Annotated in this window: 23 protein-coding genes; 18 read left to right on the top strand and 5 right to left on the bottom strand. The window is 66.9% G+C overall.

The features are described 5' to 3' along the window. Positions 1-1080 (bottom strand): hypothetical protein, encoded by a 1080-nt coding sequence (locus tag OV079_RS02565; protein WP_267766019.1) that lies wholly within the window; start codon positions 1078-1080, stop codon positions 1-3. Positions 1081-2870: 1790 nt separating this feature from the next. Here OV079_RS02565 and OV079_RS02560 point away from each other — a divergent pair. The 3 genes from OV079_RS02560 to OV079_RS02550 all read left to right on the top strand — a co-directional run bounded on the left by OV079_RS02560 (position 2871) and on the right by OV079_RS02550 (position 4960). Then, on the top strand, positions 2871-3713 hold the full coding sequence (locus OV079_RS02560; RefSeq protein WP_267766018.1) for a hypothetical protein: 843 nt from the start codon (positions 2871-2873) through the stop codon (positions 3711-3713). A gap of 377 nt (positions 3714-4090) precedes the next feature. Continuing rightward, positions 4091-4279, top strand: coding sequence for a hypothetical protein (locus OV079_RS02555; RefSeq protein WP_267766017.1), 189 nt, complete (start codon positions 4091-4093; stop codon positions 4277-4279). 231 nt (positions 4280-4510) lie between these two features. After that, positions 4511-4960: a hypothetical protein gene (locus OV079_RS02550; protein ID WP_267766016.1), complete on the top strand. Its 450-nt coding sequence runs from the start codon at positions 4511-4513 to the stop codon at positions 4958-4960. Between the two features lie 54 nt (positions 4961-5014). Here the strand turns inward: OV079_RS02550 and OV079_RS02545 are convergent, their stop codons facing one another. Next, a complete protein-coding gene (locus tag OV079_RS02545; RefSeq protein ID WP_267766015.1) occupies positions 5015-5926 on the bottom strand; it encodes a peptidoglycan-binding domain-containing protein in 912 nt (303 codons plus the stop codon). 381 nt (positions 5927-6307) lie between these two features. On the opposite strand from OV079_RS02545, the gene OV079_RS02540 reads away from it, so the two are divergent. Beyond that, entirely contained in the window at positions 6308-9706 is a 3399-nt protein-coding gene (locus tag OV079_RS02540; RefSeq protein ID WP_267766014.1) for a Clp protease/crotonase-like domain-containing protein, read from the top strand. Positions 9707-9835: 129 nt separating this feature from the next. On the opposite strand, the gene OV079_RS02535 is transcribed toward OV079_RS02540, so the two are convergent. After that, complete coding sequence (locus OV079_RS02535; RefSeq protein WP_267766013.1) at positions 9836-10300, bottom strand: hypothetical protein; 465 nt, start codon at positions 10298-10300, stop codon at positions 9836-9838. Between the two features lie 12 nt (positions 10301-10312). Next, positions 10313-11020, bottom strand: a complete 708-nt coding sequence (locus OV079_RS02530) for a hypothetical protein (protein WP_267766012.1) — start codon at positions 11018-11020, stop codon at positions 10313-10315. A gap of 412 nt (positions 11021-11432) precedes the next feature. On the opposite strand from OV079_RS02530, the gene OV079_RS02525 reads away from it, so the two are divergent. The 3 genes from OV079_RS02525 (at position 11433) to OV079_RS02515 (ending at position 14370) form a co-directional block, all read left to right on the top strand. After that, the gene (locus OV079_RS02525) at positions 11433-13061 is read left to right on the top strand and encodes a hypothetical protein (RefSeq protein WP_267766011.1); all 1629 of its coding nucleotides are present in this window, start codon (positions 11433-11435) and stop codon (positions 13059-13061) included. Then, a complete protein-coding gene (locus OV079_RS02520) occupies positions 13058-13420 on the top strand; it encodes a hypothetical protein (RefSeq protein ID WP_267766010.1) in 363 nt (120 codons plus the stop codon). The genes OV079_RS02525 and OV079_RS02520 overlap by 4 nt, the downstream gene beginning before the upstream one ends. A 377-nt stretch (positions 13421-13797) precedes the next feature. Then, a complete protein-coding gene (locus OV079_RS02515; RefSeq protein WP_267766009.1) occupies positions 13798-14370 on the top strand; it encodes a hypothetical protein in 573 nt (190 codons plus the stop codon). A gap of 83 nt (positions 14371-14453) precedes the next feature. On the opposite strand, the gene OV079_RS02510 is transcribed toward OV079_RS02515, so the two are convergent. Then, entirely contained in the window at positions 14454-14585 is a 132-nt protein-coding gene (locus OV079_RS02510) for a hypothetical protein (RefSeq protein ID WP_267766007.1), read from the bottom strand. 689 nt (positions 14586-15274) lie between these two features. On the opposite strand from OV079_RS02510, the gene OV079_RS02505 reads away from it, so the two are divergent. The 11 genes from OV079_RS02505 (at position 15275) to OV079_RS02455 (ending at position 22022) form a co-directional block, all read left to right on the top strand. Next, complete coding sequence (locus tag OV079_RS02505) at positions 15275-15403, top strand: hypothetical protein (RefSeq protein WP_267766005.1); 129 nt, start codon at positions 15275-15277, stop codon at positions 15401-15403. 823 nt (positions 15404-16226) lie between these two features. Beyond that, the gene (locus tag OV079_RS02500) at positions 16227-16697 is read left to right on the top strand and encodes a hypothetical protein (RefSeq protein ID WP_267766003.1); all 471 of its coding nucleotides are present in this window, start codon (positions 16227-16229) and stop codon (positions 16695-16697) included. Between the two features lie 81 nt (positions 16698-16778). Beyond that, positions 16779-17156, top strand: coding sequence for a hypothetical protein (locus OV079_RS02495; protein WP_267766002.1), 378 nt, complete (start codon positions 16779-16781; stop codon positions 17154-17156). After that, the gene (locus tag OV079_RS02490; RefSeq protein ID WP_267766001.1) at positions 17153-17503 is read left to right on the top strand and encodes a hypothetical protein; all 351 of its coding nucleotides are present in this window, start codon (positions 17153-17155) and stop codon (positions 17501-17503) included. The genes OV079_RS02495 and OV079_RS02490 overlap by 4 nt, the downstream gene beginning before the upstream one ends. Positions 17504-17801: 298 nt before the next feature. Next, complete coding sequence (locus tag OV079_RS02485) at positions 17802-18296, top strand: hypothetical protein (protein ID WP_267766000.1); 495 nt, start codon at positions 17802-17804, stop codon at positions 18294-18296. A gap of 9 nt (positions 18297-18305) precedes the next feature. Continuing rightward, a complete protein-coding gene (locus OV079_RS02480) occupies positions 18306-19031 on the top strand; it encodes a hypothetical protein (RefSeq protein WP_267765999.1) in 726 nt (241 codons plus the stop codon). A 36-nt stretch (positions 19032-19067) separates the two neighbouring features. After that, on the top strand, positions 19068-19493 hold the full coding sequence (locus tag OV079_RS02475) for a hypothetical protein (protein WP_267765998.1): 426 nt from the start codon (positions 19068-19070) through the stop codon (positions 19491-19493). After that, the gene (locus OV079_RS02470) at positions 19490-19810 is read left to right on the top strand and encodes a hypothetical protein (protein ID WP_267765997.1); all 321 of its coding nucleotides are present in this window, start codon (positions 19490-19492) and stop codon (positions 19808-19810) included. Before OV079_RS02475 ends, OV079_RS02470 begins: the two co-directional genes overlap by 4 nt. A 191-nt stretch (positions 19811-20001) precedes the next feature. After that, positions 20002-21246 (top strand): hypothetical protein, encoded by a 1245-nt coding sequence (locus tag OV079_RS02465; RefSeq protein ID WP_267765996.1) that lies wholly within the window; start codon positions 20002-20004, stop codon positions 21244-21246. A gap of 14 nt (positions 21247-21260) precedes the next feature. Next, positions 21261-21656, top strand: a complete 396-nt coding sequence (locus tag OV079_RS02460; RefSeq protein WP_267765995.1) for a hypothetical protein — start codon at positions 21261-21263, stop codon at positions 21654-21656. Between the two features lie 51 nt (positions 21657-21707). Further along, complete coding sequence (locus OV079_RS02455) at positions 21708-22022, top strand: hypothetical protein (protein WP_267765994.1); 315 nt, start codon at positions 21708-21710, stop codon at positions 22020-22022. The last annotated feature ends 322 nt before the right edge of the window (positions 22023-22344 follow it).

Genomic DNA, 22344 nt, shown 5'->3' with positions numbered 1-22344 from the left:
CTACTGCGGCACGAACACGTCGCACTGCGCCTTGATCTTCGTCGCCGCCTCCGCGAAGTAGGCGGCGTATCCTTGCTCGTTGCAGATCGATCCGAACACTGAGTGCGGGAGCAATTCTGTCCACGTGCGCAACTTGTGGTAGCCCGGTGGGATGCCCGCGTAGCCGCACAGCCCGTCCGGATCATCGATGTCGTTCGTGATGACGAGAAGGACGACCGCGTCCGCGTCCCCGCCCTTGGCCTCGACCAGAGCGTCGGCCCAGTCTTGTGCCGTGCCGTCGCTGAACTCGTCCCACGTGTCCTGGATCGCCACGACCACGAGGAGCGCGTCGTCGCGGAGAAAGCCGTCGTTGCAGCCGCCCGGGGCGTTGATCTCGTCGGCGAGCGCCCTCACCGTGACATTGGCGACCTGGTCGGCGCCGTCGATCCCCACCGACGCGATGCAGGAGAACGCGCCCTCGAGGTCCGGCTGGCCCGCGGTGATATAACGGCGGTCGCTGGCGAGGTCGCACCGCTTGTTGCTCGCGCCCTCGCCGATCGGATACGTCACGCCCGCCCCACGGACCATGTCGCAGGGCTCCGGCGCGACGCCGCAGGGGTACTCGGGCACCTCGGGGCACATGTCCTTGCAGCCGGCGCAGAGGACAGGATGGCCCCACAGCGGGGACGTGTTCGCCGAGACGATGTGGTAGTCGAAGTCCGCGAAGTCGCTCTCGAGCGTGTCGATGAAGCCCGGGAAGCTCGCCTTGAGCCACCCCTGCGCGTCTTCCATCGTCCAGTCGGAGCTGATCGTGAAGACGAGATCGACCTTGCCCATGCAGCCGAGCGGCGGCTTGTCGCCGCCGTCCGGCGGGGTGCCGCCGTCCGGGATCCCGCCCGCCGAGCTGGTGGAGCTCGCCGCGGCCGAGTCCTCGCCCGAGCCGCTCGAGGTGGTCGAGGTCGAGATCGACGAGGTCGACGTGTCGGCCCCGCTCGCGGCCCCCGGCGGCGGCGTGGTCGTGATACTCGTGCCGAATCCCGACTCCTGCCCGCTGCCGCCGTTGCAGGCGACTATAGCGGCGGCGGCGGCAAGACGGCGCATGGCTGTCAAGCATAGCGCGACCGGCGCGCGAAGTCACGCAGCCAGCGCGGCTCGGATCTGTTCGCCTCACCCGGCTCGCCCGCGCCGTGACCCTTCAAGGGCATGCAGCGGGAGACGACAGCTTTGGCCAGCCGCGAATGATGCTCGGCTCGGTGGAGAGTGAGGCCCCGCGTCATCCGCTCGGTCGGGACGGCGAACCGCGCCGCATGCGCCCGCGATCGCCGGGTCGAGGCGCCGCAGGTCGGTGCCTGCGCGACCGGAACGCTCCGGGGTTCGCTAAGGCACGAAGCTGTGAGCAGCCACCATCGCCCCTGAAGTCAAACTTGGCCATCGCCCTGAGTTTCTCCGAGTCTTGCCTCCTCCTCCTCGATTTGACCAGGGGGGCAGCTCACCAGGTCGCGGAGAGCTTGGGCTTTATACGAGCCTGTGGTCCCCGGCATCAAGCCATCCCGGAGGGCAATGGATGAGCTGGTCCCTTGAGAGATGGTCCGCAGCGAAGACTTCTCGGCAGAATGCCTACCGAATAGAGGCGGTGCGCATACTGCTCGTCACCGATGTCGACATACATCAACGATGATGCCAAGAGTATTGTTTGGGTCGTGTGGAGGCGCCGAACCCAAGGCGTGCGCGTTTGCGCAGGTGCCGACAGTGGCATTATTAAGCCCGGCGTCAGTCTCCCAGATCTCACCGGGCTGCAAGATTCTGCCGGAGAAGTTGCCGCCTTCTCCACGGTTTGTATTCCAATTGTACCTACCGAAGCCGCACCTGATGCGTTGTCAGCACGTCGATATCGGACCTGAATACTGTTGTAGTTGCCGAAGATGTTGTGCCCGAGCCTGACGCAGAATGTGTCCCCTGGCTGGAAGGGGACGAAGCCGCAATGATACTCGCTCGCTGGGGCAAAGTGCATCCATGCATCATTGTTCTGCATCGCTGTCATCGTTCGGGTGACGGGCAGGACGCAGACGTCGTCCCCAGCAACCGCCTCTCGCCAGACATACCCCTGAATGCACGTATGAGGCCCGTATGGGCCATTTACCCAACGGCTCGCCGCCTGTTGGTTGTCCAAGGCGGCGAGCACCCAGAACGCAGGGAAAACACAGACATGGTCGTTAGGGACTGCTTCGCGCCAGACGTAACCTTGCTCGCACGAATCAACCCCGTGATAAACGTCCGCGCGGACCGGAGCAGACCACCCGAGCAGCGGAAAGCTTGCAGCCATCACCAGTACAGTGATGTGACGGGAAACGCGGGAAATCCCGCTATTCTTGGTATATCCAAAACGTTCTCTCTGAATTCTCTGCCCGCCGGCGAACTTCCGCGAAAGCAGCGCCATCCATGCTCTTGAAGATTCAGGGCTCGTCATCATCCACTCTCCTGATTATGTGGCAATCATTAGGTAGCGTCGAGTTCTACGATGTCAACCGGCGTTCGCTCCGCTTGCGTCTCGCGCCGAGCAACCCCTACCTATTCGTGAAACCGCATGTCTTGCGCCTTCCTGAGAGCGGCAGCGGTGGTACCGCCGCATGAAGCGTTCACAGGCCCTCAGCCTCAGCGCGCCTCTCGCGGTTTAGTTATGCGCTTTAGACAGAACTCGCGGTACGCCGAGCAACCCGGCGCCGACACCGTGGCGCTCGAAGCACCGGCGGCGGTAGACCCGCGGAGCGCTCTGGGCAGCTAGACCTTTGGGACCCAACTCGAAAGGTTCAGACGTTGTCGTTGACCGGGACAAATAACCGATCCAAGTGATCCGGCGCGGCCAATGAACCGGCCGGTGAACAGGAGCGAAGATGACGCACAGTTCTAACTATCCCTCCATGTCATTCGACCAAATCACATCCAGAGTGTCGGCCTCGATGCGCGCGGAGGCTCAGACCGCGTTGGCGCGTCGGGTCGAACGGGCCGTCCTGGATCGTCGCTCGGCGCAGGACAGGGTTATCCGGGCGATTCACTTGACGCATGCCGCCGTGCGCGGCGTGCTGGAGGCGGACAACGGCTACCGCCACGGCATGGCGCAGCTGTGGCAGGAGACAACGGAGGACCTTCGCCGCCTCAGGCTGGACCCGCTCGAAGCAACGCCTCCCTCGCGCGCCGCCGAGTTGACGGACCGCGCGGCGCTGAACCTGTTGGGCGTTCCGGAGCTACTTGCTGCCGCGGCCACCCGAAACCACCTCGACATTTTGGTCCCTCCCTACGCGGACAGCTGGAACTATTCGGAGGGGAGCGGAACGCCGCACGCTCGGCAACAGACCTGGGCCAACGCCGCCACAGGAGAGCTCGGTTTCGATTATCTGATTTTTCCCGAGAGCGGCAACATCTACTGCGGGGCGGCGGTGTGGGTTGACTTCATGCGCCAGTCTCCGGGCTCGCCGCCAGGGCAGGGTGCACCAGGGACAGCCCAGCTACGCGTCTATGCACCGTATAATTACATGTGGCATAACATGTGCAGCTTGCAGGCCGCGCACTCCGAAGCGGGGTTGGGATTTACGTGCTCAGCTGGGACCTCAACGGCGGAGACCATGTCGTCGAACAGGATTATAGATATACGGCCTGGAATGATACGTCCGATTGGAACTGGAACCACGCCAACCAAAGCTTTCCGAGCATGGATTCCGACGTTGCGTTCGGAGTAAGAGCACCATACTTCGCTATTCGCCCCGGTCGCATGTATTCCGCAGCCATCTGGTCCTTCGGATCCGGATTCGCCGCTGGCCAAGTGACAGAATGGCTTGCGAGTCTCACCGAGACCCGGCTCGCCGCGAATATTCGCTTCGTGGTGGTCGATCAGCAATAGCGCAAGAAGCCTCCCGATCAACCTTTTCCCTTCGCTGATGGTGGTTCGTATGCCCCACTGTCGCGGTGGGTCCCTATGACGTTAGCACTGGGCGGGGCACATGAATCTGGATGGGTCGACGCAAGATTACGTCATACGTGTCCACACGCGCAGGATTTGTCTTCTTCGCCACTCACAGCAGTTCGTACGCCTTGAGGCTTGCTGAAGCCGCCGTGTTTGAACCATCCGCCCGCGTCGTCTGGAGTGACGAGAACTGCCGGTGACGACGAGCCTGCGGAGGCACTACCTGGGCTCGACATCGACTTGCCGCCGCCCGCCGCGTTCGAGATGGATGACCAGTGGCAGCAGTGGAAGGCCTACGGCGCCCCCCAGGTGCACAACTTCCCCCTCACGGGCCTCGCCTAATCGCCGCTGCGACCCTGATCACCGATGACGTCGCAGCTACCCGTCATCCGGCGGTCCTCTGGCCTGTGCTTCAGGACGCCGGGCTCGCCGCCGGCCACTGCCGGCACGATGGCGACATGAACCATCGCAAAAGTCTTGTGCGGGCTCATGTTCCACCGACGCCGATACTTGTGACCCGTGGCCCGAACCGCCGTCTCGACCTCCGGCGGAGGTTCTGCGAGTACAACATCGGTGTACAGCCACTTCGCGCCCACCCGTCCGGGCCGTGCCGTCGCTGGATTCATCCCCCGTGTCCTGGATCGCTACGACGAGGCGCGTCATCGCGGAGAAAGCCGTCGTTGCAGCCGCCGGGGGCGTTGCAGTGCCGAACGGCGGCTTGTCACCGCCGTCTGGCGGGACGCCGCCGTCCGGATCCCACTCGCCGAGCTCGTGGAGGTCGCCGCGACCGAGTCCTCGCCCGAGCCGCTCGAAATTGTCGACATCGAGGTCGACGAGCTCGACGTGTCGATCCCGCTCGAGGTCCCGAGCGGCGGCGGGGTTATGATGACGCGCGGCTCGGCGGAGAGTGAGGCAAGACTCGACTTCTGGCGGCGACCCGCGCGAGCGCGGCCCGTCGCACCGCCCGGGTCGTTGCGAGCCCGGCGCGGCCATGCGGTCCAAGGACGCCTGCGAGTCTGGTGAGCCCGCGTCGACCGACGACGCGGTGAATCGGCGACGCGCGCGCCGTCTCCGGCGTCATCGGAGGACGAGGGCGCGCCAGGTCTGGAGACCGACGATTCCGTCCGCGGTGAGCGGCTGGCCATTCCGGTCGACCGCCGTAGCTTGAAACGCACGCACCGCCACGTCCGTACCTTCGTCGAAGGTACCAGTGGGAGACATGCCGAGCAAGGCCTGGAGCACCTCCACCTGGCGGCCGGTCGTCCCCAGCTTCAAGGTCGGCCAGATCGCCTGCCTCGGCGCCAGGCCCATATCGAGGACGGTCCCGTCGCTCCGGAGAACATTCGGGAAGATCGGCGTGTCATACGGCAGGCCGAGCTTATGGACCCGATCTGCGTAGACGAACATCAGCTCGTTCGCCCAGTTACGCGCGCGCATGTTCGGGTTGTTCTCTTCCGAGATGTGTGATTCGTGCGCGGCCGCGACGAAGTCCCACGCGTCGACCGCGGCGCGGAAGTTGGGGTACCTGCCGCCTTGCGCGAAGGCTCCTCCCAGGGGATAGGCCATGCTCAGCAGAGCCATCTGCGCGTCGGCCGGCCAGAGGTCGAGGTCGCTGAACTCCGGGGTCTTCCGTAGCTCCGTCGCCAGGCTGTCGAGCATCTCGAGCACCAGGCGCGCCATCTCGTCGTTGCTGATATCGAGCTTGGTGCGGTCCTGGTAGGCCTGTTTCCCGAGCCCGGGGGCCATGCTGTTGACGGCGTGGAAGTCGGCGCGGATGTCGTCGTGCGTGGCGAGTTGGTCGGGCTGGCCGCGGAAGAAAAACTGGATGCTCAACGCTTTGTCCATCATCCGGCCGTCGGGCGCCTCGATCAACGTGCCGATCCCCACGGTCACGAGACCCTTGACATCGAGATACATATGCTCGACGGCGCCCTCGAGCTCGGAAGTTGCGGTGAAATCGACATAGGCCGCGCGGACGGATTCGTACATGAGAGCCTCCGCTCTTGTGTGGGTCATCCCTCGCAAAGGTGGTAGTGCTCGAAGGCACAGGTCCACGGCTTTCGACCGGGTTCGCCAATCCGCGGACCGCGCGCGTGGTCCGACCGCCGGGCGTTTTCGTCGGTTCGAGTCGCCCTAATCCGACCGAAATCGAGCCACGCGAAGTTGCCCATGCTACCACCATCCAACGGCGGAAGCGCTCGCCTGTACGACCGTCCTCGCCGGTCGCTTCGCCGACGATCGCCAAGCGCCGCGCCCGCCCTTGCACGCGGCGAGAAGAGAGGGCATCTCCGAATCAGGCGTCACCTCAGCCCTGTCCGGCGGGTGTCTCCGGAGTCCGCCATGCCGCTCCTCCCTCCCGGAACCGATCCATTGGCCGCACCCGGCGCCGTGCCGAGGTATGGGCCGACCGTCGACGCGACGGCCACAATCGTCCGCCCCGAGGACCTCTGCGTCCTTGAGCTACGATTCCTCAACCTGCGCTCGGACGACGGCGTGAACCTGCTCAAGGTTCGCCCCGGGGAGCCGAGCTACATCGTCGTCGAGCTCCCGCCGCAACACATCGCCGAGCAGATGGTGCTCGTCGGTGAGCCGGTGCCGGCGTTGCCGTTGGCGGCGCACATCGCCGGGCCCACGCGGCTCGTCTTCTCCGCCGAGGGCGGCAGCATCGCCTATTTCCTCGAGCACATCCTCCACGACATTTCGTCGATGCGGCTGAGCGTGCCCGCGAACGCGAAGCCCCCGCCTCCGCCCCCGACGCCGCCGCCCCCACCGGCCGGCAGCGGATTCGAGGGGCTCCTCGCGGCTAGCGCGAGCGCGCAGGCCCAGCGAATCGCCGCACTCGAGACCGGCGGCGCCGAGCCCATGATCTTTCCCGACGACCCGCGCCCGCCCACGCCGATCAGCGAGCCCTCGCCCGAGGAGACGGTGATCGAGCTGCCGCTCCGCCTGCTCCTCTCTCCACACGTCGGCTCGGGCTTCGCACATGCTTCCACCCCGTACAGGCCCGAGGGCGCGACGCGGGTCGAGCTGTGGAACACCCGCCTCGGCGTCCGCACCGGCAGCGCGGGCGCGTGGCGAATCGACGAGCGCGGCAGTGGAGCCAACACCGTACGCGCGGTGTGGGCCGCCGACTTCGCGACGCCGCCCGAAACCGGCTTCGCCACCCTGCCGTCGGCCGAGCACCGCAAACAGATCGTCACCCAGACCGCCGATTTCGCCGCGGCCCCGCCCGACCAGCCGCCCGTCCCCGTCGAGGTTCGGCGGCTGATCTTGACCGCGCTCGGCGGGACTCTCGACGCGCTGGTCTCGTTCCCCATGGGAGATCCGGAACACCCGCTGCCGCTCGAATCGTGGCGACAGATCACCATACTCGGCCGCGATCAATACGTGCGGGTCGTGAGCCGCGGGTGGCTCTCGCTCGGACATCAGGCCGCACTGGTCGAGATCGCAGAGCGGCAACTCTTGCCTGCACCAGGCGTCGACGCACAGGTCGCGGTCCTCGTTAAGCGACAGTACCTCGTGGTGCGCCAGCCGTTGCTCGACTACGACGAGGGCGCCGACGTGCTCCAAAAGTGGCTGCGCCGCGCCTTCCCCTTCAGGACGATCCGGATCACGACGACGAACACTCCGGACCTTAGCAATGAATTCGTCAACGAGCCCTTCTGGCCCGAAGTGGACGGCCAGCCGTGGCGCTTCTCCTGCATCGGCACCGACATCGCCGGCAACATTCTGCGCTTCGACGTCAACCTCGCCTACTTCCCGGCCGGGATCGAGATCAGCGACGAATTGTACCAATATTTCATGCGGAACCCCGACGGGACGCCGCGCAGCAACGCTCCGATGTATGGCCAGCGCCTCGCCGTCGCGCCGCCCACTCGACCCGGGAACACCACCGTCGACGTCGACACCCTCTCGTTCCTGGTCACGGGCGAGGACAGGTACCTTGTCAGCGGCGCCCCCTTCACTCCGTACATTCCTTCGCTGGCCGCCTCGCTCCCCGCGCTGCGCCAGAGCGGCGGGCAAGTCGAGGTGCGCACATTCGTCTTTCCGGACTATTACATCGGCTACGGCTTCGACGACAACGCACAGGAGATCTTCCTCAAGCTCGCGGATCCGACGACGCCGCTCATGCTCGACTTCACCGGTCAGAGCGATCGCTCGGGCGGATTCATCGCTCCCAACCTCGCCGTCACTGCCGTTTCGCGCATCTGCGGCCCGTACGCGGGCCCGACCGAGGACAAGGACCATCCGTCGCTCGAGCTGCCCGCGACGCGGGAGGTCGACCCGGCGCGGTTTTTCTCCGGGACCGACGCGATGCTGCTCGGCTTGTTCAAGCTGACCGACATCATCAAGATCGGTGATATCGCTCAGGCGGCGCCGGCGTTCGTCACCGACGTGCTCGACGAAATCGGGTCGCTGTTCTCGCTGCTCGTCGCCCTTGACGCGGCCGCGCTGCGCCTCGCCGACGCGCTCGTCGGCCGCGATGTCCCCGCCGTGCAGTCCGCGCTCACGCGCGTGCAGGACGCTCTGACGGCGATCCTCACCGCCCTCCAGGCCGGCCTCGACCATCTCACCCCGCCGGTGGTGCAGAAGCTCGTTGAATCGAGCGACCACCTCGTGCAGGCGCTCGAAGCCGAGCGTGCCTCGGCCGACCCCGCCGGGATCCCCCAAAGCGTCGCACAAGACGCTCTGGCCGCGCTGCGCAGCACGCTCGGCTTCATCGGCGCGGCGCAGGACCTCCTCGCACGCCTGCACGCCGCGCAGGACGCGGTCGAGGGCGCGCGGAGTCTGACCACGACCCTCGAATGGCGGCCCGCGCTGCAGAAGGCGGAGCCGTTTTTCTACCCGCAGGCGGACAGCCGGCTGCTCCTGCGGGCCGAGATCCGCGCCAGGCAAGTCGGGGCCAGAAAGCCGGGCACGGACCTCCTGGCATCACTGGAGAACATCGACCTCTCGCTCTTCGGCGAGCACAAGGTGATCCGTGTCGGCTTCAAGCGCCTGCAGTTCAGCATGGAGGCCGGCAAGAAGCCCGACGTCGACTGCGTCTTCACGGGGCTCGAGTTCCTCGGCGAGCTCAAGTTCCTCGAGATGTTCCAGCGCCTGCTCCCGCTCGACGGGTTCAGCGATCCGCCCAGCATCACCGTCGATGCCGACGGGATCACAGCGGGCATGTCGCTCGCGTTCCCCTCGCTGGCGGTCGGTATCTTCAGCCTCGAGAACATCGCCTTCAGCGCAGCGCTGAAGATCCCGTTCATCGGCCCGCCGCCGCAGTTGCGCTTCGCCTTCTGTTCGCGTGAGAACCCGTTCCGTCTGACGGTCTCGCTGCTCGGTGGCGGCGGCTTCTTCGGTCTAGAGATCGGCACCAATGGCGTCGAGATGCTCGAGTGTTCGCTCGAATTCGGCGCGTGCGTCTCGATCAACCTCGGCGTCGCCAGCGGCGGGGTCTCGGTCATGGCCGGCATTTATGTGCGCATGCGGCAGGACGACGTTCACCTCGCCGGCTACGTGCGGATCCGCGGCAACGTCGAGGTGCTGGGCATCGTCTCGATCTCGATCGAGGTCCGGCTCGAGCTCGGTTACAAGGAAAAGAGCGCGTACGGCCGAGCCGACATCATCCTCGAGATCTCGATCGCGTTCTTCAGCGTCAGCGTGCGCGCCAGCTGCGAGAAGCGCTTCAGCCAGAGCAACCACGACCCCACGTTCGCGCAGGTCATGGCGCCCGACGGCGATTTCAAGCCGTGGAACGAGTATTGCGCGGCCTTCGCCTGATCCGGAGCCACCATGCCTCAAGCTGTGACCTTCATGTGGACCGCGCTGCCGCGCCGGGTCCGTGACAACAAGCTGGAGCTCACCGCCTTCCTGTCGATCCGGCTCACGCCCGCCAGCGACTTCGGCCAACTAGCTGAGTTCTCGCTGTTCGACGCCTGGCCCGCGCAGCTCGCGGCCGCACAATTCGAGGTGCGCCTGTGGGGCGACCCGGAGCTGAATATCACGTGGGGGCAACCGAAACTGGTCGGCGACCCGCAGCTGTTCGTGCAGGTCTTCCCGTTCACGACGCCCGTGCGTCCATTCGGCTTCTCGTCCGACCTGCTCGACAAGGAGCTTCTGAGCTTCGACGCCCGCGTGCTCGCGGCCACCCTGCGCGACGTCTACGGCAAGACCGCCGCCGATTTGCAGCTCGCCGGCGCTCCGCCGAGATTGCAGGACGTCGAGTACTTGCAGGGGCTCGTCACCCAGATCGGCTACGGCGAGCCGGACGTGTCCGACATCGCCAAGGCGGCCAGCGACTTCGAGTTCTTCTATCAGCGCCACTACGGCGCCCCGTTCTACAGCGCGCCGATCCGTGAACAGTTCGAGTTTCACGAGCGGCTCTCGCTACTCGGCGACTTCCCGGAGCTGTTGCGCCGGTTCGGGCTCTGCGTCGATCTCGAGGTCGACCTCGCGCCGCTGCCGAACCTCGCCTCCGCTGGTCAAGTCGCCGTGCAAGCACTGTGGCTCGAAGGTGGCGGGCCGGAGCCCGCGCCAGTGATGCTGCAGAATCGCACGGCCTACCGCCTCGACGTCGCGCAGGGCGTGTTCTGCCCAGCCGAGCGGCCGGGCGGCGGCGAGGTGCAGGACGCCATGCTGCGGCTCACCGATCCGCAGTGGTCGCTCCTGCAGGGCGAGCTCGACGGCGCCGCGTCGAAGCTCATCGACCTGTGCAAGAGCTGGTTTCCGCGCCTCACGCAATCCTGCCCGGGTGCCGGCGAGCCGTTCACCCTGCCGGCGCTGCTGTCGGGCGGATTCACTGTGATCCGCAACCAGCGCAGCGACGCCCTGTTCGCGACGATGGAGCGCTTCCGCGACCTCGACCAGCAGCCGGCCGACGCCCGCGACGTGCTCTACGCCGACGATCTCGTGCGCGGCTATCGGATCGACGTGCAGCGAAACGACGACCCGTGGCGCTCGCTGTGTCGCCGGCGGGGGCGGATCATCCTCGGGGACACGCTTGCCGTCCCGGTCGACGACGAGGGCTACGTCAAGGTCGCCAGCGCCGGCATGCGGCTCAACGCCGACGCGACGCCGACGTCCGTCCTGCTGCACGAGGCCGTGTTCGGCTGGGACGGCTGGTCGCTGTGCGCGCGCCGGCCGGGCCGAGCCATCCTCGATCCGAGCGACTCCAGCACCCCACGCGACCCGAACAACCCCGACGTCGGCCGGATCGAGAACAAGGCGCCGCCGAGGCCGGCTTCTCGATGGCGACCGATCTCCGCGCGGCGCCGGGAACGCTGCCGCGGCTGCGCTTCGGCGACCGCTACAAGCTGCGCGCGCGCGCCGTCGACCTCGCGGGCAACAGCCGCGAGCACGCCGAGGTCACGGACGACCACGCGACGGAGACGCAGACCTACCTGCGCTTTGAGCCGGTGCCCTCGCCGGCGCTCGTGCCGCGGGCGCGGTTCGTCGAGGGGAGTCGCTGGAGCACGTCGTCGTCCGCAGCTTCATCGACGACGACGCGTTGCAGGCGGCGTTCCCGGACGTCCCGAAGGACAGCAGCGACCGCCACGTCGCCCCGGCCAAGTCGACCCAGATCATGGTCGAGACGCACGGGCTGCTCGACGCGCTCATGGTCGACGATCCGGCGGCCGCGTACGCGCTGTCGCTGCGCGAGCAGGGCACCTTCCTCGATTACCAGCTCTTCGGCGACGAGATTGCGGTCGAGGCGCCTCCGGGGGTCTCGACCGCGTTCCCGGCCAACCGCGGCGACCCGATGGCCCCAGGCGCCTACGTCGTCCATACCGGCGACAAGGTGAGGGTGCCGTATCTCGCCGATCCGTTCGCCGCCGGGATCGCCCTACGCGGCCCGCTCGGCGAGCTGACGCGGATGTTCGATGGGACATGGCCCGACGTACAGTCGCTCCGCCTGCGGTTGCGCCGCACGGGCGGTGGCGAGCCGCAGCTCACCGTCGGCGCCGGCGCGGCCCCGATTGAGATCGGCTTACCGCCAGCGACGATCGTCCAGCTCCGCATCAGCGCGGCGCTGCGTCCGGCCGACCTCGAACAGACGTGGGTGTGGAGCCTGATCAAGGACCTCGCGCCGCCCGAGGCGCTCGAGGAGCTGCGGGCTCTGGCGACCGGCGGCGGCCACTGGATGCTCACCCCGTTCCGCACGCTCGAGCTCGTGCATGCGGTGCAGAAGCCGCTGCGCGCGCCCAAGGTCGAATCTGCCTCGCTCGCGCGGGTCGCGGATGGGACCTTCGTCGATTACTCCGATATCCACATTGACCTCGACGCGCACAGCACCGGCATTGTCGATGTCACCGCCGAGTGGACCGACGAGGTCGACACCGGCGGCGAGCATCGGGTCATTGCTCGCACCGGTCACGCCTTCCAGGTGCGGGTCGCGTACGACGACGTCGCGGGGGTATTTCCGGTGGCGCCGGACCCGTGCGCCGAGCCGGCCCCGCCGCGCACGCGCCAGGAGATCGGCGATACCCGGCACCACGTCGTCAAGCTGCGCGCCACCGGCACCACGCGCTTCCGCGAGTACTTCCCGCGCGAGCTCTGGCTGGACGAGCAGAACCTCACCCGCACCGGCGAGCTGTCGCAGGAGATGCACATTGTCAGCACGCGGGCGCCTGAGCCGCCCCGCATCGCCTACATGCTCCCGACCTTCGAATGGAAGGACGTCGGCGAACTCGAGCGGCACCGGATCGGCGGAGGCCTGCGGATCTACCTCGAGCGTCCCTGGTTCTCGACGGGCGAGGGCGAGCAGCTCGCTGTCCTGATCGCAGCACCAGACCTAATGATGAGCGACGCCGACAACAAGTACATATCCCGCTGGGGTCATGACCCGATCTGGCGACCCTCGAGCCCCGACGCGCTGGCGAGCCAGCTCACCGCAGCTCACCTGTTCCGCGCAGACGGACCGCTGGTCGTCGTCCCCAACAAGCCGGATCTGCAGGTCACCGCCATCGCCTTCCACGTGTACTTCAGCAGCGAGCGCGGCCTGTGGTTCTGCGACATCGAGCTCGACCCCGGCGCAGCGTACTTCCCGTTCGTGCGCCTAGCGCTCGCGCGCTACCAGCAGCATTCGCTGCCGGGACGCGAGCTCTCACGCGTGATTCAGGCGGACTTCGCCCAGTGATGCCCAATCGCGCCGCCACCGTCACCCCGACCGGCGACGGGACCGGCGCCGAGGTCATGCTCAAGGGCCCGAGCGCCAGCAACACCTTCGAGGCCGATGGCCGGCGCGTGACCGTCGTCGTACAGAGCCGCCCTGCGCTCGGCAGCGAGCTGTTGTGGCACGACGAGGCGGACGAGGCCACGGATCTGGCGCTCGCAGAGGTGGACGCCGGCGGAATCGCCACGTGGAAGGGCGCCGTCCCCCTGCCGGCGCGCGAGGCCGGGCGTGAATATCAGCTCCTCATCAAGGAGCACGAGCACTTCAACAGCGACTCCGGGCCCCGTTCGCGGGTCGTCTATGCGGACGCGTTCAAGGTTTAATGATAGTATCACATGTTCACGAAAGGAGTTCTCATGCCCCCCAGTTATCTCGTTCCACACACGTTTCTCGGCCACTCGTGCGCCGGTGGCGTCAATCCGGAGATGCAGAGCCGGCTGGTCACCGTGGAGCAGCACCTTCAAGCAGTGCACGCGCAATCGGGCGATCCGACGCCCTTCCTCGATTGGTGTGCGATCCGCGAGGACCATAAGGCCTGGCGCCCCTATGCCGGGTATCATTCGTCGGGCTCGGCCATCGATATCAATTACACCACGTGTCCGTATATCGTCACGCGCTCGGGCGCTGTTCTCGGTGGGGAGGCGGGGACTCGAACGCGCAGGCCGTCCGCCAGCGAGCCGTCGAAGTCTACGACAACGCCGTGCGCTTCCGCTGGACCTCCGCGGACGCGGCCGATGTGAGCATCCGGGTGCACGATACGATTGAAGTGACGTACGACCGCTTCCGCCTCGTGTCCGACGCCTTGGCGTACTACTTGGGCCACGTCATCTGGACCGTCGATCCGACCATCGCTCGCTCGATCACTAACCTCGATTCCGTGCCCGACGGCGATCCGGCCTTCGCCGCCATTCCCCTGACCGAGCGGCTCGACGAGACGAACGGAGTGATCGCGCTGGAGGCGACAATGCACGACCCCGCATGGCAGGCTAACCACCCCGGCTGGTCGCTCTCACCGGCGCAGCAATACTGGCAGATCCTGCGCGACTTCGAGGCGCTGCGCGTGCCGTTCCTATTCGGGAATCCTGCCGCGCCCATCACCACGACACGCAACCCATCCCTTGGATTTCTCGACCTGCGGAGAGAGGTCGTCGTCGCTCTGGTGAGCGTCGGCCACCTTCGCTGGGGAGCCTCTGACTTCGGGGTGAACCAGAGCGGCGACGTCATGCACTTTGATCTGAATGGGCACGCGGGTTATCCGCCGGCGGACAGCTAGACACAGGCGCCGTGCGGGGCTAGCCGCGGCAGGCAGCCCTGATTGGCGGAACCGACAGTTGAACTGGCTCGCCGATAACAGCGTCACCCCTCGTCGAAGGCCCGGCGCGCGCCGCTGCCGTCGAACACGCTGGAGAGGTCGGCCAGGACCAGCGGAGTGCGCGGGGCCGGGGCGGCCTCGTCGCTAGCGCGTCCGAGGTGGATCCAGCCGAACATCTCCTCGTCGGCGCCCAGGTCGAGGACTCGGGTTAGCGTCGCGCCCAGGTGAACGGCACGCTCTTCCAGTTGGCGCCGAAGCCGAGCGGACTTCCGGCCGAGGCGGCCGAGAGAGCCGACGAACGAGTCCGGCGTGCTTGTGCTCAATCGCGGCGCTCCAACGCCTCGAGCATCACGGTCCGCGAGGCCGCGCATTCCTGCTACTCCGCCGTCTCCTTACATAGCTGGGCGTGCAGAGCCGACCGAGGATCGCGCATGCCGCTGAGTCGAACGCGCCATATCCGCTCATTCCGTTTCCGCGCGATGAGACAGGTTCTGGTATCTAGCATCAAGTTCAACACGTCCGCGAAAGCATCATTGCTGATCTCGAACTCCGGGACCTGCTCCTTGATCACTGCGATGAGCTCTCCCGTGCGCCCCACCAGGTCGCCACAACCGGCGAGGCATAGTTTGAGAAGGACCTCGAGTACGGGACGAAGCTTCGTCCTGCCGCGAAATTTCTCGCCGGTCCGCCTTCGACTCCAAGCTCGTCGCTGGATGTCAAGGAAGCACGCCTCCAGGACCTCGGGGAGCGCGGGACCCCGGCCTACGTCGACGGACACTCCGTGCACGATTTGAGCGTGCTGTGCGGCGATCGCTGAGGACGGCTGGACCTTGGCTGCCCCACCTTCTTTCGGCAGAGCAAGTTGATGGAAGCCGAGCATGCGGTCCGCGTCGACTTCACGGAGGCCGAGCGGCGGCTTGATGTCGAGAACCACTCTCGCGCTGTTCTCGAGATAGACGACCGCGAGTTGCTCGCCGATCGCGCAGAGAAGTAGCGCGGCCTTGCCTGCCTGCGCGACGCCGACGAGCGAGCGCCCCTGCGTGGCGCGAATTGATGGACACCTGCCCCGAGGCGCGCGACTGGGGGCGGGAATAAGTCGCGGTCCTCGATTTTGGCCTGCGCCCGGTCAAGCCGCCTGAAGGTCGCGCACACGTGCTCGAAGGAGCCCACGGCCAAGGGCGTAACGACGCGGTCCTCGCCCCGGACAAGGAGACCGTCCAGCGGGACTTGTCTTCCGGGATTCCGCAGTACTGCAGTTCCCCGTCAGGCGCTTCGAGAACCCGCACCGAGGGTCGCAAGGTCCCCGCGCGATACGCCTCGTACTCCGCGACCGCCTGGCTGATGAGCCAGTCGTCTGTCACCGCCGCCTCTCCCACGTCCCCCTCGTGCCGCGGGACGCTAGCAGCCGCCGTGCATGCTCGCCAGCGGTTGAGAGCGATGCACGCCGAGTTCCTCCACGGACTCCAGTTGGGTAGACCCAACGCCAGTTGGTGATCGGGGATGCATCGGGGACGCATCGTGTCCGTAGCGGGGACGGATCGTGGACATATCGGGGACGTATCGTGGACGTATCGTGGACCGAGCTCAGAATAACTCGTAGTACGCGTCGGTTCAGTGTCACAATCGCGCATTGCCCCGCCGAATAAATTTCGAAATTAGCTTGCGTCGCCTCGATCCGTCGGCTTCTTTCTCGCCGCAACAGGGGTGTGGGATCGATGAGGCGGATCGTTGTCACTACAGCGAGCGGGGAGTTCGTCACAGAGATGGATGTCGAGGAGCACGAACTCGTCGGCGCTCTGTCCACGTGGGTTCGCGCGATGCCCGACGCTGGCATCTATATCGAGGGCGAGCTCCTGCCCGAGGAGATGCGCCTCGCGCTCCAACACGCCCCGCCTCCTTCCGCGCCGACTCCGAGCGAGCGCCCGGTCCCGCCGCCCGAGCCCGAGAAGCTGAGGGACTACGCCGAGACCATGCAGCACGCCTTCGAGGACGTGCGCAAGGGCTACGTGCAGAACCTCCGAGACATCCAGGACTGCGCCAAGCGGTTCAGCGAGCTGTGGATTGAGCGCGAGCAGCAGTTCGCCAACGAGGCCGCGCGCCAGCGGGAGCTGATGCACAAGAGCCTCGCCGACGTCGACCTTCTCGGCCGCAGCGTCAAGGCCGTCCAGCTCGACGACGTCCTCGCCATGTCGAGCGTGAACACCTCGGCGCGCAGCCGTCGCAGCGATGGCGTCACGCTTTTGGACTTCGTCGGCGGGCTGTTCAAGACGATAGCGAACGACAGATAGAAAGGATACGAACATGGCCCAAGGACATCATGGACCGCAGGACAAGTCCTCGCGCAGGCCGAGGGCTCGATCGGCACGACGGTGCGCGCGGCAGTCGCGGATTACTACAAGGGGCGCGACCTCAGCACCGCGCAGACGATCCGCCGCGCCGAAAGCGACACCGAGGCTGCGCGCTACATCGCCGCCATCCGCCAGGGCCGCATCCCGGAGGTCCTCGCGGTCGCCGCGAGCGCCGTGACGGGCGTGGTCGTCGGAGCATTAGCCCAGAAAGCCGTCAACAACGCGACGGTGGGCGGCGTCCCGCCGGTGGCCGCCCTCGGGCTCGTGCCGGCCGTCGCCGGCATGGCCTTCCCGCTCAGCCTGTCGGGCCGCTCGGTGCTCACGACTGGCGGGCTCACCTACGCCACCGGCGCCCTGCTCTACAAGATGCTGGTTCCGAAGGCGGAGGCATCGCCGTGACCGGGCACATCTCCGCGCCGGTGCGGCGCATCCTGAAGGGCCACTCCGACCGCGCGTTCATCCACGCAGTCGACGACGCCGGCCTCGAGTACAAGATCGAAGTCCCGCTCGCCGCGGTTCAGGACGTCGGTCCCGGACAGCGCCACGTCCTCGTCCTCTCATGGTCGCTTCAGCAGGTGCCCGCCGAGGTCGGAGCCGTCAACGCCCAGCCTTCGCCGCCCTCGCCCATCCGAGCGGCCGCCCCCCTCGAACGCCGTCGATCGGGTGTTCATGGCGTTCATGGCCCAGCCCTCCAGCTCGACGCCCAACAGCTCCGAGCGCGCCTCAGCCGCGCGCACCACGCCTGAGCCCGATGCATCGCAAGGCCTCGCCGAACTCCTCGGCAGTACGGCCCCTGGCGGGCGCCGGTCCTAGCATTTGAGAACGACCAACCGACATGAACCGCCCTACTCGAGGCGGCCACTCACTCATTCTCGCAGTCAGGAGACACTCATGGATACAGAATCACAGGAAAAGCTGGACTACGTCGCAGACCGAATCGCGCAACAGCTCAAACAACAGTGCGATCCCACGGCGGCTCTTCCCGCCGTGCAGACGGATCCGCCGTCGTGCAGCTCGCACTCGGAACGAAACGGTTGCGAGAACTTGCTCTACTCCGAGATCACCCTGCAGGAGTCCAACCGCAGCGGTCGCACGGTCTTCAAGATCGTCGAGGGGAAGAAGCCGGTCGCCCCGGGCTCGTTCATCGTTTTCGAGCAGCCGGCGAGGCCCGGGTGGGCCACGGGGTGCTACGTGTTGAAGTACCGCCTCGCCAATAACGGCAACAACCACGATGACATCCAGATCGAATGGTTCATCGACGACTATCCGCTGGACGCGGTGCACTACGGCGACGACATCTACCAGCTCAACAACACCTTCATCGGGGACGGCAAGCTGCCGGTCCCTCTGGCACGCGGCAAACACTGCTGCATCGGCGCCAACAATCGCCTGCGCGCCAAGATCTCGCACATCGGCACCTCGAACCAGGTCGAGAACATTCGCCTCTACGTCGAGCACGCGAACGCGGTCAAGTGCTGCAGCGGTTGTGCGGCCGGCCGCGGCTGCCAAAGCGGATGCAAGAACGCCAAGGACGAGTAGGAGACGCCCATGAACAAGCTGAAGTTCGTCGTACGCGGCGGGTTCGACGGTCAGACGGCCGTCCAGCAGAAGCCGACCTTCACCCTCGTGGAGGGCTGGAAGCAAGCCGAAATCCAGGGACCCGTGGGCGTCCTGCCCGCGGCGCTCTGGGACGAGGTCCCCGCGGGCGACCCCTACATCCTGCACGCCTGCATCCTGACCGTGCAGCCCATCGATCCGCAGGCCCTGCTCGAGGTGCGAACCGGCGAGCCCACTCAGGTCCGGGCTCACTACCAGCCGAGCGCCGACAACATGCGGCTCACCCTGGTGCGCCCGAGCGACGAGCTGCGCCTCGTCACCTCGCCGCAGGCCCAGGTCAAGCTCGAGCTGCTCGTCGAGAGCATCGGCGGCGTCAACGAGCTCGGCTCGCGGCTGTACCAGTGGGCCGACTCGACGCTCAAGGCGCGCGCCGCCGGCGTCCGGACCGCGCGGTTCACCGGAGCCGCCACGCTCCCCGGATGGCTCGGCACCTTCCACGTCATCTACGACAGCGTCAACCCCGGCACCCTGCTGCTCCCTGCCCGCTCCGTGGTGCCCCTCGACGCGCTCCTAACCGTCACGCGCAAGGGGCCAGGCATGCCGTTGCTGCAAGCCGCGCCGGGGGACACGTTCGCCGGCGGCGCTTTCGCCCAGGCGATCCAGCGCAGCGGGTTCATCGTGAACAACGGCGAGCAGTGGACCTGGATCGCCGATTGATCACGCATCCTCGCGCCGATTCGTAGGAGTTCCGCCATGGCCATCATCGATCGACATCGCGTCGCCCGCCTCGTGGAGCTGTCGGCGGCAGAGCGCACCCTCAAGGGGCCCGAGCGCCAGCTGCGGGAGGATGACGTCAAGCTGCTCATCAAGGCGGCCTACGACGACGCCACCGAATCGGCGCGCGCCGACTTCATGGCTCGGGTGCAGAAGATACCCACGAGCGCGTGGCCGTGGTCGGCCGTGCAGGCGATGTTCCCGCGCAACGGCGGTGGCGGGGCCAGCCTCGGCGTCGTCGTCGCCCTGCCCAAACCTGTCACCACGCCGCCACTGCTCGCGCTCCTGCGCGGGCAGGCGGACTCCCTCGACCTCGACTCCGGCAACCGCCTCCCGACCGCGGCACCCTGGAGGCTGCGGAGTGGGAGCCGCTCTACAAGGCGCTCGACGCTTGGGACACCGTGACGATCACGAAGTCGATCGGGCCCCAGGGCTGGGTGATCATGCTCGGCAATACCTCGGGACAAGCTCCCGTCGATACGGGTGCTGGGGCGGCCAGCGACGCGTCAGCGGAAGCTCCGGCCTCGCCAACCCCGGCGGACAACGTGCCCGCCTCTCAGGCGCCGGCAGTCCCGAGCGTCAGCGCCTGGCAGCAACAAGCCATCCTCGCGGCCGGCGTCGTGGTGGTCGTGGTCGGCGGCGTCGCCATCTACTCGCTGGGCCAGAACCGCAGCCGCCGCGAGCTCGAGGCGATCCTCAAGGAGCAGGAGGAGAGGACATGAGCCGCGGCACCTGGATCACGTGGGGCACGGCGCTCGGGGTCGCCGGCGCCGGCAGCCTTTTGTTGTACAGCAGGCGCGCGAGCGCGGCAGCGACGTTGCCCTCGCCGGCGCCCGCGCCGGACCGGCAACGCCGCCCATCGAGCTGGCGCCGCTCCCCCGCCCCGGCGACGTCAAGGGTGACCTCTCGACCAGTGGGGCAACACGCCAGTCGATCTACGCCCGCTCTTCATGCTGATGGAGGAAGTCGCTCGAATCCCGGGCTCGGCACGAGTGTTCGCGGTCATCGCCTCCCGCGAGTCGCAATTCGTCGCCTCGGCTCACAATGGCAACGGCAAAGACGAAGCGAAGAGCGTGATTCGTCTCGCCGCGCCTACGAGAACCACAAGGACGGCAATCCCGGGCTCCGCTATGGCGAGAAGGCGGCCGACTTCGGAAGTGGAGGGCTCTTCGGCGCGCTCGCGCCCTATTTCCTCTGGACGGGCGCGCCGGAGGTCCGCGGGAAAGCGCCGCTGCTCAATGCCCCGCCCGAGCTGGTGTTCCAGCCGCGCGCCGCAGCGTTCGGTGCCGCCGTGTACCTGCAGCGCCTCCTCAAAGCCCACCGCATCGACGACATTCCCGACATCAAGGTCGGCTGGGCCAATCCATCGCTCCTCGGCAGTGGCCGCGGCGGCGCTGAATACCACCGTGTCCGCGGCAACTTCCTCTCCGATGCCACCCAGCTCAACGTCGACCTCACCGACGCGAGCACAATTCCCGAAACTCGTCGCGTCCGCCTGGCCCGGCGTCCCCGCCGTCTTCGCCGGCCTCGTCGGCGCCCTCCCCAAGGAGTACACATGACGATCGACATCCAATGCTACGGCGAGGACATCAAGGGACTCGCGGACCTCGTCGGCGACTTCGACCTCCGCTCTCCGATGGATGTACACGCCTGGTACCGCGTCGAGTGGCAGGCCATCGCCGAGCTACTCGGCTTCTCCCAGGAGCTCGAGGCGACGCTCGCCCCGATGCGAGCGGTCCGCGACCGGGTGGCCGCCACACAACAAGCCGGCCTCGACGCGTTCGCACGCTGGCTCCGGCGGCAACGCCCGAGCATCAGCGAGCCCCACGCGCGCACGCAGGACAGCGTGCTCGCCCAACTGCTCGCGGCGGGTCAGGCGCGTGGTGAGCTGTGGCGCGTCTCGGCTGACCCGACCGCTCTGGCCGCGGGCGCCTGCTACGACGATGGGGACCAGCTCCGTCGCGCGTTCTACCCGGATACCGCGCCGGGCTACTTCGGCGACGGCTGGAGCGGCCCGCCGCCCAGGGCCGAGAGCGCCTGCGGCTGGACCACGCCGCTCGTTCTGCACCTCGGCACGTTCCCGTGGGTCTACAGCTCGCGCATCGACGGGCTCCCCCCGGTACGCGCTGGCTCGCAGCCGAGACCCCACCCGCGTTGACCGGGATGCGGGCCATGGCGCAGCTCTTCGAGCCCGCCGGCAACCTCCGCCAGGACGCCCGCCAGGTCGCCGCGATCTACGAGCACTTCGCCGCCCACACCGCGCCCCTGGTCGTTCGGCTTCCCGTCTACGAGCCGGGCCGCGCCGTGGCGGGCCAGCTCTACCGCCGCGCCGGCTTCCTGTATGTGCATCAGGGCAGCCTCCACCTCGAGGGACTCAGCGGCCCTCGCGGGCGGATCGCCGCGCCGGCCTACAACTACATCCTTCGGCGCTTTGCCTGCTTCTTCGCCGTGCGCCGCGCCGCTCTCCGAGCCCTGATCGCACTGCCCTCCGACGTGCAGCGGATCGCCGAGGCCTCCAGCGATCCCTGCGTGCGCCAGCGAGTCGAGGAGGTGGCGCGTGCGGGTTGATTTCCCTTCAGCGGACTCGACGGGCGGAATCGCGCCGGCTATTCTCTCGCTATGCGCTGCACCCTCATCCTCCCGGCCATTCTGTTCCTGCTTGTCCACACCGTCAGCTGCAGAGAAGACGACCGTAGCAGCTTCGGCGAGCCATGTGCCCCCGGCGTCTGCGGTGATGGCCTCACCTGCTATTCCGGTTATTGCGAAGAAAAATGCGTCGACGATTCGGACTGCCAAACGATCGAAGATTGGAAGCACGAGTGTCACGCCGGGCGCTGCCAGATCGTCTGTAATGCCCAGTATGCCTGCCCTCAAACCCTCGACACGCCGCTCGAGTGCATCATCCAGTGGTGCGCCGCGGTGAAATCGGACTGATCATGCTCGTCGATCCGAACAGCCGCCTCTTCGATCGCGTTCAAGATTTATTCGTCAGTCCGTTTCCCGGGGCCGACTCCTACGCGGACGACGCATTCCAGGCACTGATGACGCGCGCCTCCGGCGACGGTTCTCGGACCGTGGGCCAGGAACTGCTCACTCGCGCCGGAGGCCAGGCCTGGAACCAGGCCACACAGATCCTCTGGAAGACGAAGGCCACGCAGGCGGGCGACCTCCTGTCGGGCGTCTGGTCGAAAGTCTCGTGGCTCAACACCAAGAAGGACACGATCGCCGGAGTGCTGGCCGAGGTTCCGTTCACCTT

The sequence above is a fragment of the Nannocystis pusilla genome, from assembly GCF_026626665.1.
GTDB lineage: Bacteria > Myxococcota_A > Polyangia > Nannocystales > Nannocystaceae > Nannocystis > Nannocystis pusilla.
Note: the sequence above shows the minus strand (reverse complement) of the source record. Positions and strands in the feature narration are given on the sequence as shown.

What these genes read in the sequence shown, in the direction of transcription:
- OV079_RS02565 (WP_267766019.1), bottom strand. Translation starts at nt 1,080, where the DNA reads ATGCGCCGTCTTGCCGCCGCCGCCGCTATAGTCGCCTGCAACGGCGGC.
- OV079_RS02560 (WP_267766018.1), top strand. Translation starts at nt 2,871, where the DNA reads ATGACGCACAGTTCTAACTATCCCTCCATGTCATTCGACCAAATCACA.
- OV079_RS02545 (WP_267766015.1), bottom strand. Translation starts at nt 5,926, where the DNA reads ATGTACGAATCCGTCCGCGCGGCCTATGTCGATTTCACCGCAACTTCC.
- OV079_RS02510 (WP_267766007.1), bottom strand. Translation starts at nt 14,585, where the DNA reads ATGTTCGGCTGGATCCACCTCGGACGCGCTAGCGACGAGGCCGCCCCG.
- OV079_RS02505 (WP_267766005.1), top strand. Translation starts at nt 15,275, where the DNA reads ATGGAAGCCGAGCATGCGGTCCGCGTCGACTTCACGGAGGCCGAGCGG.
- OV079_RS02500 (WP_267766003.1), top strand. Translation starts at nt 16,227, where the DNA reads ATGCCCGACGCTGGCATCTATATCGAGGGCGAGCTCCTGCCCGAGGAG.
- OV079_RS02480 (WP_267765999.1), top strand. Translation starts at nt 18,306, where the DNA reads ATGAACAAGCTGAAGTTCGTCGTACGCGGCGGGTTCGACGGTCAGACG.
- OV079_RS02475 (WP_267765998.1), top strand. Translation starts at nt 19,068, where the DNA reads ATGGCCATCATCGATCGACATCGCGTCGCCCGCCTCGTGGAGCTGTCG.
- OV079_RS02460 (WP_267765995.1), top strand. Translation starts at nt 21,261, where the DNA reads ATGGCGCAGCTCTTCGAGCCCGCCGGCAACCTCCGCCAGGACGCCCGC.
- OV079_RS02455 (WP_267765994.1), top strand. Translation starts at nt 21,708, where the DNA reads ATGCGCTGCACCCTCATCCTCCCGGCCATTCTGTTCCTGCTTGTCCAC.